Origin of the sequence: Shewanella sp. GXUN23E (assembly GCF_050865035.1) — a bacterium.
Lineage (GTDB): Bacteria > Pseudomonadota > Gammaproteobacteria > Enterobacterales > Shewanellaceae > Shewanella.
The window spans coordinates 35,078-52,042 of record NZ_JBOZWP010000029.1; the positions used below are offsets into that span (position 1 = coordinate 35,078).

16 protein-coding genes are annotated in these 16,965 nt (G+C 51.2%); 11 read left to right on the forward strand and 5 right to left on the reverse strand.

Features of this window, described 5'->3' with window-relative positions; genetic code table 11:
- Positions 1 to 70: 70 nt before the first annotated feature.
- Together ACRRUX_RS19215 and ubiG are read right to left on the reverse strand one after the other, a co-directional pair.
- Positions 71 to 733, reverse strand: a complete 663-nt coding sequence (locus tag ACRRUX_RS19215) for an HAD family hydrolase (RefSeq protein WP_432533587.1) — start codon at positions 731 to 733, stop codon at positions 71 to 73.
- Positions 733 to 1,443, reverse strand: a complete 711-nt coding sequence (gene ubiG / locus ACRRUX_RS19220) for a bifunctional 2-polyprenyl-6-hydroxyphenol methylase/3-demethylubiquinol 3-O-methyltransferase UbiG (protein WP_432533590.1) — start codon at positions 1,441 to 1,443, stop codon at positions 733 to 735. The genes ACRRUX_RS19215 and ubiG overlap by 1 nt, the downstream gene beginning before the upstream one ends.
- A gap of 353 nt (positions 1,444 to 1,796) precedes the next feature.
- Between ubiG and gyrA the strand changes: the two genes are divergently transcribed.
- Positions 1,797 to 4,412: a DNA topoisomerase (ATP-hydrolyzing) subunit A gene (gyrA, locus tag ACRRUX_RS19225; RefSeq protein ID WP_432533659.1), complete on the forward strand. Its 2,616-nt coding sequence runs from the start codon at positions 1,797 to 1,799 to the stop codon at positions 4,410 to 4,412.
- A 63-nt stretch (positions 4,413 to 4,475) separates the two neighbouring features.
- Complete coding sequence (gene serC, locus ACRRUX_RS19230) at positions 4,476 to 5,588, forward strand: 3-phosphoserine/phosphohydroxythreonine transaminase (protein WP_432533593.1); 1,113 nt, start codon at positions 4,476 to 4,478, stop codon at positions 5,586 to 5,588.
- Between the two features lie 153 nt (positions 5,589 to 5,741).
- On the opposite strand, the gene ACRRUX_RS19235 is transcribed toward serC, so the two are convergent.
- Positions 5,742 to 6,932, reverse strand: coding sequence for an amino acid aminotransferase (locus ACRRUX_RS19235; RefSeq protein WP_432533596.1), 1,191 nt, complete (start codon positions 6,930 to 6,932; stop codon positions 5,742 to 5,744).
- A gap of 350 nt (positions 6,933 to 7,282) precedes the next feature.
- Between ACRRUX_RS19235 and aroA the strand changes: the two genes are divergently transcribed.
- The 9 genes from aroA (at position 7,283) to ACRRUX_RS19280 (ending at position 15,241) form a co-directional block, all read left to right on the forward strand.
- Positions 7,283 to 8,560, forward strand: coding sequence for a 3-phosphoshikimate 1-carboxyvinyltransferase (aroA, locus tag ACRRUX_RS19240; RefSeq protein ID WP_432533599.1), 1,278 nt, complete (start codon positions 7,283 to 7,285; stop codon positions 8,558 to 8,560).
- A 143-nt stretch (positions 8,561 to 8,703) separates the two neighbouring features.
- On the forward strand, positions 8,704 to 9,399 hold the full coding sequence (cmk, locus tag ACRRUX_RS19245) for a (d)CMP kinase (RefSeq protein ID WP_432533602.1): 696 nt from the start codon (positions 8,704 to 8,706) through the stop codon (positions 9,397 to 9,399).
- Between the two features lie 98 nt (positions 9,400 to 9,497).
- Positions 9,498 to 11,165: a 30S ribosomal protein S1 gene (gene rpsA, locus ACRRUX_RS19250; RefSeq protein ID WP_432533662.1), complete on the forward strand. Its 1,668-nt coding sequence runs from the start codon at positions 9,498 to 9,500 to the stop codon at positions 11,163 to 11,165.
- A 77-nt stretch (positions 11,166 to 11,242) separates the two neighbouring features.
- Positions 11,243 to 11,530 (forward strand): integration host factor subunit beta, encoded by a 288-nt coding sequence (gene ihfB, locus ACRRUX_RS19255; protein ID WP_432533605.1) that lies wholly within the window; start codon positions 11,243 to 11,245, stop codon positions 11,528 to 11,530.
- Between the two features lie 121 nt (positions 11,531 to 11,651).
- Positions 11,652 to 11,939 carry a LapA family protein gene (locus ACRRUX_RS19260; protein WP_432533608.1) on the forward strand — a complete coding sequence of 96 codons (288 nt, stop codon included), beginning with the start codon at positions 11,652 to 11,654 and terminating at the stop codon, positions 11,937 to 11,939.
- Between the two features lies 1 nt (position 11,940).
- A complete protein-coding gene (lapB, locus tag ACRRUX_RS19265) occupies positions 11,941 to 13,101 on the forward strand; it encodes a lipopolysaccharide assembly protein LapB (protein WP_432533611.1) in 1,161 nt (386 codons plus the stop codon).
- Positions 13,102 to 13,118: 17 nt separating this feature from the next.
- Entirely contained in the window at positions 13,119 to 13,814 is a 696-nt protein-coding gene (pyrF, locus tag ACRRUX_RS19270) for an orotidine-5'-phosphate decarboxylase (RefSeq protein ID WP_432533614.1), read from the forward strand.
- Positions 13,815 to 13,840: 26 nt separating this feature from the next.
- Positions 13,841 to 14,677 carry an SDR family oxidoreductase gene (locus tag ACRRUX_RS19275; RefSeq protein WP_432533617.1) on the forward strand — a complete coding sequence of 279 codons (837 nt, stop codon included), beginning with the start codon at positions 13,841 to 13,843 and terminating at the stop codon, positions 14,675 to 14,677.
- A gap of 21 nt (positions 14,678 to 14,698) precedes the next feature.
- Complete coding sequence (locus ACRRUX_RS19280) at positions 14,699 to 15,241, forward strand: DUF2058 domain-containing protein (protein WP_432533620.1); 543 nt, start codon at positions 14,699 to 14,701, stop codon at positions 15,239 to 15,241.
- Positions 15,242 to 15,285: 44 nt separating this feature from the next.
- Here the strand turns inward: ACRRUX_RS19280 and ACRRUX_RS19285 are convergent, their stop codons facing one another.
- The gene (locus ACRRUX_RS19285; protein ID WP_432533665.1) at positions 15,286 to 16,020 is read right to left on the reverse strand and encodes a DUF3307 domain-containing protein; all 735 of its coding nucleotides are present in this window, start codon (positions 16,018 to 16,020) and stop codon (positions 15,286 to 15,288) included.
- Positions 16,021 to 16,072: 52 nt separating this feature from the next.
- The gene (locus ACRRUX_RS19290; protein WP_432533623.1) at positions 16,073 to 16,747 is read right to left on the reverse strand and encodes a hypothetical protein; all 675 of its coding nucleotides are present in this window, start codon (positions 16,745 to 16,747) and stop codon (positions 16,073 to 16,075) included.
- Positions 16,748 to 16,965 lie beyond the last annotated feature (218 nt).

Below are 16,965 nucleotides of genomic sequence, written 5' to 3' on the forward strand. Positions count from 1 at the left end.
AAATTATCTGATTGATACGTTCACAACCGATCGATACTTTATCAATCGACTGGCTGATCTCTGTGGGGGATCAAATCAGATCCAGCAGGGATCGCGGATCGCCAAGCTGGGCAAAACTAGGCCAGCTATCAACCGCATCATCATCAGCAATATACCCCCAAAGCGCTACTATACCTGTCATTCCAGCGGCCTGTGCAGCCAGCAGGTCACGTTCAGCATCACCCAGATAGCATACCTGAGCAGGGTTGACGTTGGATTGCATAGCGCCCAGATACATGGGGGCAGTGTCCGGTTTGGCGCGGGTACAACTGTCGCCACTGATAATGCAGCGCATCTGCCCGGTCAGATTGAGTCGATCCAGCAGTACCCGGGTATAGCGGGCCGGTTTATTGGTGATAACGCCAGTGGATATGTTCCGCTCTGCGAGCCCCACAAGCAGCGTCTCCATGCCATCAAATAGCGTGGCGTATTGACCATTGGTGGTGTGATAGTGCTTTAACAGGGCATCTCGCACCGCAAATTGCGTGGCTTCATCGACATCTGGCGCGCCGGCTTTAGCCAGCGCCAGACTACCGTGTGAAGCAACAGGGCGCATGGCTTCAAGCGTTGCGCCTGCCAAGCCAAGCTCTGCTAACGCCAGATTCAGTGCAGCCACCAGATCCGGCGCAGTATCCACCAAAGTGCCATCCAGGTCGAACAGCACAGCTTTGATTTCTGGTGTGACGAGGGACATCAGTCGACCTTCTGGGTGGCAATCATATAGTTAACTTCCACACTTGAGGTGTAGCGGAACAAGCCGGTCAGCGGGTTGTAGGTGATGCCGTGGGCGTCGCGACACAAAAGATCTGTGGTATCCACCAATGCCATCAGCTCTGAAGGGCGGATGAACTTGCTGTGATCATGGGTGCCTACGGGTAACATCTTCAGCAGATATTCAGCGCCCAGAATGGTTTCCACATATGAACGCAAATTGCGGTTAATAGTGGAAAAGAACACCCAGCCATCGGGTTTGACCATGTCACAGCAGGCCTGGATCACGGAGCGTGGGTCCGGCACATGCTCGAGCATCTCCATACAGGTCACCACATCATATTGCTCGCGATGACTGTCACGATGGGCTTCAGCTGTATTTTTGAGGTAATCAATAGCGACACCGGCTTCCAGTGCGTGCAGACGGGCCACTTCCAGCGGCTCTTCACCCATGTCCAGTCCTGTGACCTTGGCGCCAATGCGGGCCATGCTTTCTGACAGAATGCCACCGCCGCAGCCGACGTCCAGTACCTGCTTACCAAACAAGCCACCTGCTTTTTCATCTATATAGTTAAGGCGCAGAGGATTGAGTTCATGCAGCGGCTTGAATTCGCCCTTGGGGTCCCACCAACTGGCAGCCATTTTTTCAAATTTGGCGATTTCTATGGGGTCGACGTTGTAATTCTGTTCCATGGTTACCCTGACGTGTTGATTGCAAAACGCCAACATTATGAATCAGGCAGGAAAAATAAAACAGCGGTGCAGACCTCATCTGATTTAATCCAGGTCAAGGATTTAGTGCGGTGGTCAATAATTAAACGATAAAAGCAGGGATTTTACCGGATTAACCTGAATTTGGACTTCAACCACCTGAATTTGACGAAAATTGTTGCCTTTTTAAGCCGAGCAGAGCGGGCGGTTGATTTCATTCTGACTTGGCTCTGGCGACATTAAATAACTGTGTTAGAATGCCAAATCACGTTTGTTGGCTGAACAAGGCACAGGTTGCGGCGCGTCAGCTAAATTTTCAGGGGATCGAGCAGTTTATGACTGATCTGGCTTCATCTATTTCGCCAATTAATATTGAAGACGAACTCAAGAATTCGTACCTGGATTACGCCATGAGCGTAATCGTGGGGCGTGCATTGCCTGACGTACGCGACGGTTTGAAACCCGTTCACCGCCGCGTGCTGTTCGCAATGAATGAACTTAAAAACGATTGGAACAAGCCATATAAGAAGTCCGCACGTGTCGTCGGTGACGTAATCGGTAAATATCACCCACACGGTGACAGCGCGGTTTACGACACTATCGTACGTATGGCTCAACCATTCTCTCTGCGTTATACACTGGTGGATGGCCAGGGTAACTTCGGTTCCATCGACGGTGACGCCGCAGCAGCGATGCGTTATACGGAAATCCGTATGCAGAAGCTGGCACATCAATTGCTGGCGGATCTGGAAAAGGAAACCGTCGATTTCGTTCCCAACTACGATGGCACCGAGCAGATCCCCGCCGTGTTGCCTACCCGTATTCCTAACCTGCTGGTTAACGGTGCCTCTGGTATCGCAGTAGGTATGGCGACCAACATTCCACCGCACAACCTCAATGAAGTGGTGCAGGGGTGTCTGGCGCTGATCGAAGACCCTGAGCTGTCGATTACCCAGCTGATGGATTATATCCCGGGTCCTGACTTCCCAACGGCCGCCTTTATCAATGGTCGCAAGGGCATTATCGATGCTTACCACACAGGTCGCGGCAAGGCCATCATGCGTGCCCGCGCCGAGGTGGAAACCGAAGATAACGGCCGTGAGCGCATTATCGTTACTGAGATCCCGTATCAGGTAAACAAAGCCCGCTTGATTGAAAAAATCGCCGAGCTGGTAAAAGACAAGAAGATTGAAGGTATCAGTGGCCTGCGCGATGAGTCTGATAAAGACGGTATGCGTATCGTTATCGAGATCAAGCGCGGTGAAGTGGGCGAGGTGGTACTGAACAATCTGTACGCCCAGACCCAGATGCAAACCTCCTTCGGTATTAACATGGTGGCCTTGGCCAACGGTCAGCCTAAACTGTTTAACCTCAAGGAGATGCTGGAAGCCTTTATTCTGCATCGCCGTGAAGTGGTGACCCGCCGTACTGTGTTCGAGCTGCGCAAAGCCCGTGATCGTGCCCACATTCTGGAAGCACTGGCGGTGGCGCTGGCCAATATCGATCCGATTATTGCCCTTATCAAAGCCTCGCCAAGTCCGGCAGAAGCCAAGGTTAGACTGGTTGAGAGCGGCTGGGCGCTGGGCAACGTTCAGGGCATGCTGGAGAAGGCCGGTGATGACGCCGCCCGTCCAGAGTGGCTGGAGCCAGAGTATGGTATCCGTGATGGTCTGTACTACCTGACTGAACAACAGGCTCAGGCAATTCTGGATCTGCGCCTGCACAAGCTGACCGGGCTGGAACATGAAAAGATCCTGTCTGAATATGAAGAATTGCTGGAAATCATCGCTGGTCTGCTGTTTATTCTGCGCAGCCCAGAGCGTTTGATGGAAGTGATTAAAGAAGAGCTGGAAGAAGTGCTTGAGCAGTTTGGTGATGCCCGCCGCACTGAAATCAACGCCAACGAGATCGACATCAGCCTGGAAGATCTGATCAACGAAGAAGACGTGGTAGTGACCCTGTCGCATCTGGGTTATGCCAAGTATCAGCCGCTGACTGACTATCAGGCGCAGCGCCGTGGTGGTAAAGGTAAAGCCGCGACCAAGGTGAAAGACGAAGATTTCGTTGAAAAACTGCTGGTGGCCAATACTCATGACACCATCCTGTGCTTCTCTGACTTCGGTAAGATGTACTGGATGAAAGTGTACCAGTTGCCGCTGGCCAGCCGTCAGAGCCGCGGTAAGCCAATTGTGAACCTGTTGCCGCTGCAGGAAGGTGAACGTATTACTGCCATTTTGCCGGTACGTGAATACGAAGCCGATAAGTACATTGTGATGGCAACGTCTCACGGTACGGTGAAGAAGACGGCGCTGACCGAGTACAGCCGCCCACGCGCCAACGGTATTATTGCCGTAAACCTGAAAGATGGTGATCAGCTGATTGGTGTCGCCATTACCAACGGTGACAGCGAAATTATGCTGTTCTCCGATGAAGGTAAAGTGGTGCGCTTCCACGAAGATCAGGTTCGCGCCATGGGCCGTACCGCCACTGGTGTGCGTGGTATCAAGCTGGAAGATGGCCAGGAAGTGGTGTCGCTGATTGTACCTACTACCGATTCACCGATCCTGACAGTGACCGAAAACGGCTTTGGCAAGCGCACTGAGTTGGCTGAATACCCAGCAAAGAGCCGTGCCACCAAGGGCGTGGTGTCCATCAAGGTGAGTGAGCGTAATGGCGCCGTGGTGGGTGCGGTTCAGGTAGGTGAAAACGACGAACTCATGCTGATCAGCAACAAGGGGACTTTGGTTCGTACCCCGGCTGAAGGTGTGTCTATCATTGGTCGTAACACTCAGGGTGTACGTATCATTCGGGTTGCCGAAGACGAAACCGTAGTGGGTCTGCAACGTATTGATGAAATTGAGGGTGAGGAGCTGCCAGAAGGCGAAGAGTTACCTGATAACATCGAACAGGCCCCTGAGGATGCGGTTGTCGCCGACAACGATGAAGAATAATCAGTAAGTGAACGGGCATCTTTAAGATGCCCGTTTTTTTGTTTGCTCCAAAGGAGATTGGAATTGAGCGCTGTATATAACTTTTGTGCCGGCCCTGCGATGTTACCTGCGCCTGTGATGGCGAAAGCCAGGCAAGAGTTTATTGATTGGCAGGGAATGGGGGTCTCAGTCATGGAGATCAGCCATCGCAGTAAAGAGTTTATTGAGGTCGCCAAGACTGCTGAAGCGGATTTGCGTGAATTGATGAACATTCCTGATAACTATCATGTATTGTTTATGCATGGTGGTGGTCGGGGACAGTTCGCCGCTGTTGTGAATAATTTTATGGGCAACAATGGCCGGGCGTTATACCTGCTCAGCGGTCAATGGTCCCAGGCTGCAGCAGAAGAAGCAGTCAGGCTAACAAGCGCCGAACAGATTGATACTATCGAACTGGTGCAGCACGTCGATGGGGTTAAAACCGTGCAGCTGCCAACCTTTGAAGGTGACGCAGAAAAGTACCGCTACCTGCATTATTGTCCGAACGAGACCGTAGATGGTATCGAAATATTTGAAGACATAAATTGCCCTTGGCCAGTGGTTGCGGATATGTCATCGACCATTCTGTCACGGGAGATTGATGTCAGTCGTTTCGGCCTGATTTACGCCGGCGCTCAAAAGAACATTGGTCCAAGCGGTCTGGCGATTGTCATTGTGCGGGATGACCTGCTGACGCTGCCATCCCTGCCGCAGGCGGCCATCATGGATTATCGTCTGGCCCGTGATAACGACTCTATGTATAACACGCCGCCATCTTACGCCTGGTATCTGGCTGGCGAAGTATTTAAGTGGCTCAAAGCGGTCGGTGGGGTCAAGGCGATGGAAGCGATCAATAGCCGTAAAGCTGAGCTTTTGTATCAGTGTATTGATGAGCTGCCTTGTTTCAGCAATCCGGTTGCCACCAACAATCGTTCACGTATGAATGTGACGTTCCAGTTGGCAGATGAAGCGCTGAACAACGCGTTTCTGGCGGAAGCGGAGCAACGCGGATTACTGGCACTCAAAGGCCACAGAATCGTAGGCGGAATGCGAGCCAGTATTTATAACGCCATGCCGATAGAAGGTGTCGAGGCGTTGGTAGCATTTATGCAGGAATTTTCTGCCAGACATTCTGCGGTGGAATCCAGAACGGCTTGATCACGCCAGTTGGCTGTCTTTAGGCTGAACCAGCCAAGTCGACCCCAATAGTTGAGAAAAAGCGAATGCCGGGCATTCGCTTTTTATTTTCTATCGTTGACCAGAATCGCGCGTCAGCGTCTGTTGGCACTACAGCACTACAGCACTACAGCACTACAGCACTGCGGCGATGGATTTGGCCAGATAGTCAACATTGGAATGGCTGATCCCGGCAATGCTGATGCGGCTTGAATCAACCATATAGATGGCATAATCCCGTTTCAGGCGTTTGACCTGCTCAGGAGTAATCCCCAGGAAGCTGAACATGCCTTTTTCATTGGCGATAAAGCCAAAATCGCGCGCAACGCCCAGTGCCTGCAGTTTTTCAACCAGCATAGCGCGGTTGCCATTGATCCTGGCGCGCATTACCGCCAACTCTTCCAGCCACTGTGCCTTCAACTCATCACTGCCCAGAATCGTCTCGACTATGGCTGCGCCGTGGGCCGGCGGCATGGAATAAATGCAGCGAATGGCATACAGCATGACAGATAAGGCAATGTCGGCCTGTGCGTTGTCTTTGGCGATGATTGAGCAGGAGCCGATGCGCTCACGATACAGGCCAAAATTTTTCGAGCAGGAGGCACACAGCAGCATGTTGTCGACTTTTGCTGCCATGGCACGGACGCCGTAAGCATCTTCGTTTACGCCATCGCCAAAGCCCTGATAAGCCATGTCGATCAGCGGCAGGCAGCCGCGGGAAGCCAGTGTTTCTACCACCTTGTCCCACTGATTCGGCGTGAGGTCGGCACCGCTGGGATTATGGCAACAGGCGTGCAGCAGCACGACATCCTGCTCCCCGACCTGTTTAAGGCAAGTCAGCATCTCGTCAAACCTGAGGGATTTATTGGCGTAGTCGTAATAGGGGTAGGTACGAACCGTTAATCCGGCGGCTTCAAATAATCCGGTATGGTTTGCCCAGGTCGGATCGCTCACCCAAATGGTCACGCCGGGTCTGCAGCGCTGAATAAAGTCAGCAGCCACCCGCAGGGCGCCTGTACCACCGGGGGTGGAGACGGTGCGGATACGATTTGCCAGCAGTGCAGGGTGGTCGTTGCCAAATGCAAGCTGTGTCATCAGTGTGTTGAAGGATGCAGAGCCGGTTGGGCCGATATAGACCTTGGTTTGCTCGGTATTCAGTCGATGGGCTTCAGCCTGTTTGACCGATCGCAGGATCGGCGTATGACCAGCCTCATCTTTATAGACTCCGACACCCAGATCCACTTTGGCCGGGTTGGGATCATCACGATATTGCGTCAATAGTCCAAGAATAGGATCGGCAGGCAAGCCTTTCAGTGTTTCAAACATGGCATTTTCGCCCCTTGTTGTCGTATTTGTATCCAATCTCTGCAGCATACCCGGATGAGAGCAATTTATTAAGCCACTTCAGGTGTTGAACGGCAGTTTATCGTGTCATTTCTGTTTGCCACTATCGCTTTGCAGCAACTCTCTGGCAACCAGAAAGCTGTATGTTTTGTTTCGCTTGAATAAAAATCATCTTTAAGTGGGTGTAAATGGTAAAAAACACTTGTGTACCGGCGAAGGATAAGTAACGTACAGTGTTATTGCTTTCTCTCCCGCCTGTACGAAGTTGGCAAGCTGTGTTTACAGTCAGCAAGACTCCAAGGGCAAATCGCAAAAGGATGACCCGCTACCCTATGAAGCAGTTACGACTCGATCCTGTCTCCTCAGTCCAAGGTACAGTGAATATCCCCGGCTCCAAGAGTATCTCCAATCGCGCATTGTTGCTGGCCACTCTGGCCAAAGGCACCACGACACTGACCAACCTGCTGGACGCCGATGATATCCGTCATATGCTCAATGCCCTGAAACAGCTTGGTGTCAATTATCAGCTTTCTGAAGACAAAACCCGTTGCACTGTAATCGGAATGGGCGCTCCACTGAGCAGTGCTCAAGCGCAGGAGCTGTATCTTGGCAATGCCGGTACTGCCATGCGTCCTTTGTGTGCAGCATTGACGCTGGGGCAGGGCGAGTTTGTGCTGACCGGTGAGCCACGCATGGAAGAGCGCCCGATTGGCGATTTGGTGGATGCGCTCAAGCAGTTGGGCGCAGAGATTCACTATCTTAAAACGCCGGGGTTTCCCCCGCTGAAGATCAATGCCACCGGCTTGGCTGGCGGTGATGTCGAGATCGCGGGCGATCTATCCAGTCAGTATTTAACGGCTCTGCTGATGGTTGCGCCACTGGCAAAGGATCAGGTGATCATTCACATTAAAGGTGAACTGGTTTCCAAACCTTATATCGACATCACCCTGGCGCTGATGGAGCAGTTTGGTGTGACCGTTGAAAACATCGACTACAAACGCTTTGTCATTCGCGCCGATCAGCGATATGTGTCACCGGGTACTTTGTTGGTTGAAGGCGATGCCTCTTCGGCATCCTATTTTCTTGCAGCCGGTGCCATCGGTGGCGAAGTCAAAGTCACAGGCGTTGGACGCAAATCGATTCAGGGCGATGTGAAATTTGCCGACGCCCTTGTCGCCATGGGTGCAGATATCGAGTGGGGGGACGATTACATCATTGCCCGCAAGAGTGTACTTAAGGGCATTGATATGGATATGAACCATATCCCGGATGCGGCCATGACGATTGCTGTGGCTGCACTGTTCGCTCATGGAACGACCCGGATGACCAATATTTACAACTGGCGCATCAAGGAAACCGACCGTCTGACCGCCATGACCACTGAGCTTCGTAAAGTCGGCGCTCAGGTCCAAGAAGGACACGATTTTATTGAAATTACGCCCGCATCGCTGCACAGCGCCTCGATTGACACCTACAATGACCACCGGATGGCCATGTGTTTTTCGCTGATGGCGCTGGCACCTTGTGGTATCACTATCAATGATCCGGATTGCACATCCAAGACATTCCCTGGTTATTTCAGCCAGTTTGCACAACTCTGCCAGCCGTAATTTGCAGCGTTCAGCAGCCAGGTCATCCTCTTTTGCATGCCGACAGCGGGAAAATCCTCAGATTTTCCCGCTGATTGATATATAATGCCGCGCGCTCATTTCGGTGTTATCACGGAAGAGAGGTTTAATTTGCGGAGGAATCTATGTCTGAACTGGCTCCAGTAGTCACCATCGATGGCCCAAGCGGCGCAGGCAAAGGCACCATCAGTCAACTTCTGGCTCAGCGATTGGGCTGGCAGTTGCTTGACAGTGGTGCTATTTACCGGGTCCTGGCGTTGGCTGCCATGCATCACAATGTTGAGCTGGACAATGAAGAAGCAATCACCCTGTTGGCTGCACATCTTGATGTGCAATTTATGACAGTCGCCGGCAGCCAGGGAGTCAAGGTGGTACTTGAGGGAGAAGATGTCTCCTCAGATATCCGCACTCAGGAATGTTCCAATGCAGCATCAAAAATCGCTGCATTTCCCCGGGTAAGGGAAGCTTTGCTGCGTCGTCAGCGGGCGTTTAAAGAAGCGCCTGGGCTGGTGGCTGATGGCCGCGATATGGGCACTGTGGTGTTTCCCGATGCGCCGGCCAAATTGTTTTTGACTGCAAGCGCCGAGGAGCGTGCCCAAAGACGCTATAATCAGTTGCAGGACAAGGGCTTCGATGTTAATATCGATCGCCTTTTAGCCGAGATCAAAGAGCGTGATGACCGGGATATGAACCGTGCTGTAGCACCCCTGGTCCCCGCTGAAGATGCGCTGGTCATTGATACCACAGGCGTAGGCATTGAAGAGGTACTGGACAGAGTCCTGAAATACCTCGTTGAAAAATTATCTGACACTGGCCTGTAAGGCGGGTGCGATAGGTATTCATTTCAAGGATGAGATGAATCATTAATCTGACTCCACGTTCAGGATAGATGCGTGGTTTATTAAATAAGTTAATTATGATGACTGAATCTTTTGCTGATCTGTTTGAACAATCCCTTCAACAACTGGAATTCCGTCCAGGTTCTATCGTTCGCGGTACTGTAGTAGCTATCGAAAACGGTGTAGTTCTGGTTGACGCCGGTCTGAAATCTGAAAGCCCAATTCCTGCTGAGCAGTTCAAAAACGCTGCTGGCGAACTGGAAATCGCTGTAGGTGATCAGGTTGACGTTGCGCTGGACTCTGTTGAAGATGGCTTCGGTGAGACTCAACTGTCTCGCGAAAAAGCTAAGCGCCACGAAGCTTGGATCGTTCTGGAAAAAGCTTACGAAGACGCTGAAACTGTTATCGGTGTTATCAACGGTAAAGTTAAAGGCGGTTTCACTGTTGAGCTGAACGGCATTCGCGCGTTCCTGCCTGGTTCTCTGGTTGACGTACGTCCTATCCGTGACACTGCTCACCTGGAAAACAAAGAACTGGAATTCAAGGTTATCAAGCTGGACCAGAAGCGCAACAACGTAGTTGTTTCTCGTCGTGCTGTTATCGAATCTGAAAGCAGCGCTGAGCGCGATGCTCTGCTGGAAAACCTGCAGGAAGGCCAGGAAGTTAAAGGTATCGTTAAGAACCTGACCGACTACGGTGCATTCGTAGATCTGGGCGGTGTTGACGGCCTGCTGCACATCACCGATATGGCTTGGAAGCGTGTTAAGCACCCATCTGAGATCGTAAACGTTGGTGATGAAATCACTGTTAAAGTACTGAAGTACGATCGTGAGCGCACTCGTGTGTCTCTGGGTCTGAAGCAACTGGGTGAAGACCCATGGCTGGAAATCAGCAAGCGCTACCCAGAAAACACTCGTCTGACCGGTCGCGTAACCAACCTGACTGACTACGGCTGCTTCGTTGAAATCGAAGAAGGTGTTGAAGGTCTGGTACACGTTTCTGAAATGGATTGGACCAACAAGAACATCCACCCATCCAAGGTTGTTAACCTGGGTGACGAAGTAGAAGTTCTGGTTCTGGACATCGATGAAGAGCGTCGTCGTATTTCTCTGGGTCTGAAGCAGTGCAAGACCAACCCATGGGAAGACTTCGCAAACCGCTTCGCCAAGGGCGACAAAGTTTCCGGTAAGATCAAGTCTATCACTGACTTCGGTATCTTCATCGGTCTGGACGGCGGCATCGACGGTCTGGTTCACCTGTCTGACATCTCTTGGAACGGCACCGGCGAAGACGCTGTGTCTGAGTACAAGAAAGGCGACGAAATCAGCGCAGTGGTTCTGTCTGTAGATCCAGAGCGTGAGCGTATCAGCCTGGGTGTTAAGCAGACTGAAGACGATCCATTCAGTGCTTACCTGGCAGACAAGAAGAAAGGTGCTATCGTTACTGGTACCGTGACTGCTGTTGACGCCAAAGGCGCTACCATCGAGCTGGCTGACACTGTTGAAGGTTACATCCGTGTAGCTGACATCAGCCGCGAGCGCGTTGAAGATGCATCTACTGTTCTGTCTGTAGGTGAAAGCGTAGAAGCCAAGTTCATGGGCGTGGATCGCAAGAACCGCACCATCAGCCTGTCTATCCGTGCGAAAGACGAAGCTGACGAAAAAGAAGTAATGGCTAACTTGAACAAACAAGAAGACGCTGTTATTAGTAATGCTATGGCGGAAGCTTTCAAAGCAGCTCGCAAGTAATCGCCTTGCGGTTCAGGGACATGGCGACATGTCCCTGTTAGGTGACTGTTTATGGCTTGAACACAGGGGTAGGAAGGATGACTAAATCCGAACTGATCGAAAAACTCGCCTCCAGGCAGTCACAACTGTCGGCGAAGGAAGTAGAAAATGCCATCAAAGAGATGTTGGAGCAAATGGCGACAACTCTCGAGACCGGAGATCGTATAGAAATCCGTGGTTTCGGTAGCTTTTCGCTTCACTATCGTGCACCGCGCGTTGGACGCAATCCAAAGACCGGTACGTCAGTTGAGCTTGATGGCAAGTATGTCCCTCATTTCAAGCCTGGCAAAGAGCTCCGTGAGCGCGTTGACTCTCTCAACGGCTAATAGCCAGTTTAAAAAAGCCCCCATCAGGGGGCTTTTTTGTATCTGTCGCCAGTGAAAGCTGGTCAGTCCTTATAATTTCTTAGATAATCAGGTCATTGAAGCCACGTCAACGGAGCACAGCGTGAAGTCTTTTATTGTCACTGTAGTGGTAGCATTGCTTTTCTTTCTGGCCTTGATGTTCGGTGCCCGTAATGACCAAATGGTCACCATTTCCTATTTTGTTGCTCAGGGTGAATACCGGTTGCCTGTTGTACTGGCGATGGTGTTTTTAGCTGGCTTTATCATCAGTTGGCTGCTGGCGTTTTATCACATTACCCGTATGCGCCTGGCACTGCGCCGTAAAACACGTCGACTGGCTGAGCTGGAAGGTCAGTTGCCGGTATCATCAGCCAAGGAAACTGAAGTCTGATATGCTTGAACTGCTCTTCCTGTTGTTACCCATTGCCGCCGGTTATGGTTGGTATATGGGGCGTCGTAGCATCAGGCAATCCCAATCCAATCAACGTAAAAAACTCAGTCGGGACTATTTCACCGGCCTGAATTTTCTGCTGTCCAATGAATCCGATAAAGCGGTGGATCTGTTTATTAATTTGTTGGATGTCGATGATGAGACGATGGACACCCATTTATCCCTGGGCTCACTCTTTCGCAAACGAGGTGAAGTCGACCGTGCCATTCGAATTCATCAGAACTTGATTGCTCGTCCGAGCCTGCCTGATGAGCAGCGGGATCTGGCAATGATGGAGTTGGGCAAAGACTACATGGCTGCCGGTTTTTACGACCGGGCCGAAGAGATCTTTCTTAATCTGGTCAGTCAGACCGATCACAGCGAAGAAGCTGAAACGCTGCTGATTGATATTTATCAGGTCACTAAAGAGTGGCAAAAAGCTCTCGATATTACCCGCCGCCTGAGCCGTAAGCGTCAGCAGGCATTGAGTCCTGTCAGCGCTCATTTCTGTTGCCAGTTAGCGGATTTAACGCAGGATGAACAGGATAAAGTCAAGTGGTTGCAGGCAGCGTTGAAACTGGATGACAAGTGTGGCCGGGCAATGTTGACGCTGGCGCAGTTCTATCTCAATAAACAAGATTATAAGCTCTGCCAGAAGCAGCTTGATAACCTGCTGCATGCTGATATTCAATTGTTGCCTGATGCTTTACCCGTCGCCCGTGAAGCGTTTTATCAGACCGGAAATTTGACCGGATACCAGGATTTATTGGTGCAGGCGATTGCGGAAGGTGCTGGTGCCTCGGTGATCAATGCGCTGGCCGAGCAGATGGAAAGCCAGGGCGATTTAAAGCAGGCTGAGAATCTTATTCTGGATGCCCTGTATCGCCATCCAACCATGAAAGGATTTCAGCGGTTGATGCAGATGCAGGTAAAACAGGCCGAAGATGGCCAGGCAAAACAAAGTTTGACCATGTTGGAACAATTGGTTGAACAACAAATAAAATATCGACCCGGATATCGCTGCAAAGAGTGTGGATTTCCGTCACATGCATTGTATTGGCATTGCCCCTCCTGTAAACACTGGGGCAGCATAAAACGGATCCGCGGTCTGGACGGCGAATAACAACTATTGGAGATAAAATGACTGACAAGCCTATTGTTGTCGCGCTTGATTTTGATAACAAACACGCTGCCCTGAATCTGGTGGACAAGCTGGATCCCGGCATGTGTCGTCTTAAAGTGGGTAAAGAGATGTTTACCCTGTTTGGGCCTCAGTTAGTTAAGGATATTCATAGCCGCGGGTTTGATCTGTTCCTGGATTTAAAATTTCACGATATTCCTAACACAGTGGCCAAAGCGGTGACGGCAGCGGCTGAATTGGGGGTGTGGATGACCAATGTGCACGCCTCCGGTGGTCTGGCAATGATGGAAGCAGCTCGCAAAGCGCTGATGCCTTATGGTGAAAACGCCCCCTTGCTGATCGCCGTCACAGTGCTAACCTCGATGAGTGATGATGATCTGAAACTTATCGGTATTGATGTGCCAGCCCAGGAACACGTTAGGCGTCTGGCCGCCCTGACTGCACAGGCGGGGCTGGATGGCGTCGTATGCTCCGCTCAGGAGGCGCAAATGCTGAAAGCCGCTTTTGGGGCTGAGTTTAAACTGGTGACTCCGGGGATCCGTCCAGAAGGCAGTGATGTTGGTGACCAACACCGTGTTATGACGCCTAAAATGGCGCTGGCAGCCGGTAGTGATTATCTGGTGATAGGTCGTCCAATCACCAAGGCGGCAGATCCGTTGGCGGCACTACAGGCTATCCATCGTTCACTGGTATAAGCCACTTTTGTATCAGGATACAAATCATGACAGGGAAGTGCAGATTTGATTTTCAAGACACCCAGGTGTTTGTTGTCGGCGGTACCAGCGGAATTAATCTCGGGATCGCGCTGGCATTTGCCGCGGCTGGTGCCAGAGTCGCTGTTGCCAGTCGCAGTCAGGATAAGGTCGCTGCAGCGCTCGCTCAGCTAAGGGCGATTTCCCCTCGTGAACATCTGGGAGTGAGTTTTGATGTCCGGGATAAAGATGCTGTGGCAAACGGTTTTTCCGTTGTTGCAGAGGCGTTTGGCTGGCTTGATGTACTGATCAGTGGCGCGGCCGGCAATTTTCCTGCTGCCGCGGCAAGTTTGTCGGAAAATGGTTTTAAGTCAGTGATGGATATTGATCTGCTGGGCAGTTTCCAGGTGCTCAAGCAGGCTTATCCCTTGATGCGTCGTCCCGGTAGCAATATTATTCAGATCTCCGCGCCACAGGCGGCTATTGCGATGCCCGGTCAGGTTCATGTATGTGCGGCGAAAGCCGGTGTTGATATGTTGACCCGTACTTTGGCGATGGAGTGGGGGAACGAAGGCATTCGTATCAACTCGCTGGTTCCCGGTCCTATTGCTGGGACAGAAGGTTTTGAGCGATTGGCGCCCGGAGAAGCGTTGCAGCGCAGAGTCGCTGCCAGTGTACCCATGCAGCGCAATGGCAGTGTCACGGATATCGCCTCTGCGGCGTTATTTTTGGCCTCTGAGGCTGCGGATTATATTACGGGTGCGGTGCTGCCGGTAGACGGTGGCTGGTCACTTGGTGGTGCCAGCATGGCGATGGCTGAGCTGGGCCAAATGGCTGCCCGTCAGGACTCTGGCGAGCACAGATAGAGTTAAAAGCAGGAACGAGTTATGGCAAATGCGTTGCAAGAGCAACTGCTCAAGGCTGGTCTTGCCAGCAAACAAAAAATGCGCGATGTGAAAACGCAAAAACGTCGTGATCGTAAGTCTAACGTCGATGATGGTAGTGCGGCGTTTAAACAGGAGCTGGCCGCCAAGAAGTTGGCTCAGGCCGAGAAAGATAAGGCGCTGAATGAACAGCGTTTTGCTCAGGCGCAGGAGCGGGGTCAGGTAAGATCCTTGATCACTGAAGTGAAAAAGCTGGCCATCACATTACCCAAAGATGGGGAAGTGAAGTTCAACTACACCCTGGACAGCAAAATCTATCCAGTCTATCTGAACGAAAAACTGCAAAAGCAGTTGCTCAATGGGCAATTGGGGATTGTTCGTCTGGAAGACACCAGTTATCTGGTACCTCATAAACTGGCTGAGCGGGTTAATTTACTGGTTCCTCAGTGGTGCGGTTATCTGTGGTGTGCACAGGAAAACGCAGTTGCGGTAGAGGAAGATGACCCATACGCAGACTATGTGATCCCAGATGATCTGATGTGGTAACACTCTTGCGGAATCGATCTAAAGGCTGCTGGTTGCAGCCTTTTTTATGTCAGCAACCATTTGGTTGCCAGTCCTATCAAGAGAGCCAGCGTGAAGCTAAGCAGCGTTCCCATCATCACATATTCAGTCATTTTATGATCACGGCTTTCCCGCAGATCGCCAAATCTGAAGATGGATTTGGCGGCCATCAGAAATCCAATTCCCGCAAACTGATCCAGCAGTACAAAGGTGAGAATTAGAAAGCGCTCCAGCATTCCAATTGCTTTGCCGGCTCTGGCCAGACTGTTGTCACCGCTCCTCATATCCGGTTGCCATTGAGTCAACGCCCGGGAGGTGATTACAGAGACAGGTGTCAGTACCAGCAGGTAGGCCAGTATAACGACGAGCTGATCGGCGCAAAGGTACTGCGCCGGTTTCAGGGCATCAAGCTCCGGGTTGGTCATTGCCTGCCAAAGCAGCAGGATAACCAGCAAATGAAGCAGTTGATCTAAAATGAACCATCGCTGGAGCCTCGCAAAGTAAGACTGTGCCAAATCGAAACAGTAATGGCTGATGACAACAGTCACCCCTCCAAGCAGCACGATGTCCCAGGGAATGGCAAACAACAGACTGATGATAGCAAAAAGGATTCCATGCAAAGCGGCATGAATCCCCAAAAGCAAAGTACGATGGACCAAGCGTCGGCGTTGACTGACCCAGGTTTCACCCTGGATATAAAAATCCCCGACAACATGGCCCATCACCAGCGCGGCCAGCAGCATTTCCTGTTGAACTGCCATCACCCATGCCACTCCTTTTGTCTCTGTGGTTTCAGCCTGAATTCCGGTATTGTTACCGGACGTTGTTGTCCGGAGTTTCATCGCTCCTGACGTGAAAATACTCTTCAATCCATCCGGCAACCAAGTTGCCATAATCCAGCAGTAAGTTGTAGTCGGCTGCGTTTAATAGGCGGGTGACATTAACCCGGGAGCTTCCCATTGCGCTGGCCAGCGCCTGGTGGGTAGGCTCTGCCAGTGACGAATACAAAAGCAACGCCTGGGCTTGAGTTGGTGTTAATATCTGTAAACGATTGTCTGCAAAACGGGTCAATAAATCAGTTTTGATGTGAAAATATTCGTCACCACAAAACCATTTGATGCGCTCATTTTTAAGGCTATCAAGTCCTTTTCCTGACAGGTTGTGAGCTTCTGTATTGAAAATTGTTGAGTCAAGTTCATTCAGTTGCACCCGGGCAAAGGAAATGGCCATACGGGCATCGACCTTATGGTTTTTGTCAGACAGGGCAATCAATGCCCATTTAAGTTGCAGGGCGACGAGGGGCATACGGGCTGGCTGATTGAGCGTGAGTTGAAAACTGTCTCCCCTGAACACCTCCCAGCTGTCCCTGGGATCGACACACGATGCCTGCAGGTGAATTGTTAATTCGGCCATCACCTGCTGAAAGCGTGCCGGAGTCAATAGACTTGAGTTCACCAAATCCCCGGTCAATACCGCTAACGCCACCATAGAGTGCTCCTTCTGCTTACCATATATTTATTGTTAATCCGGCCTTGAGAGTAACTACATTAGGTTACATGTATAAAAGTAACCTATATCGATTACAATATAATGGCAACCCTTACCCCAAAGAGCAGTCTTGCAAGGTGTGCGAGAGGTATCTGCATTGAATGTAGGCTATTGATTATGCCGAGAGACTTTCCTTTATTGAGCGTTTAGGGTTAAAT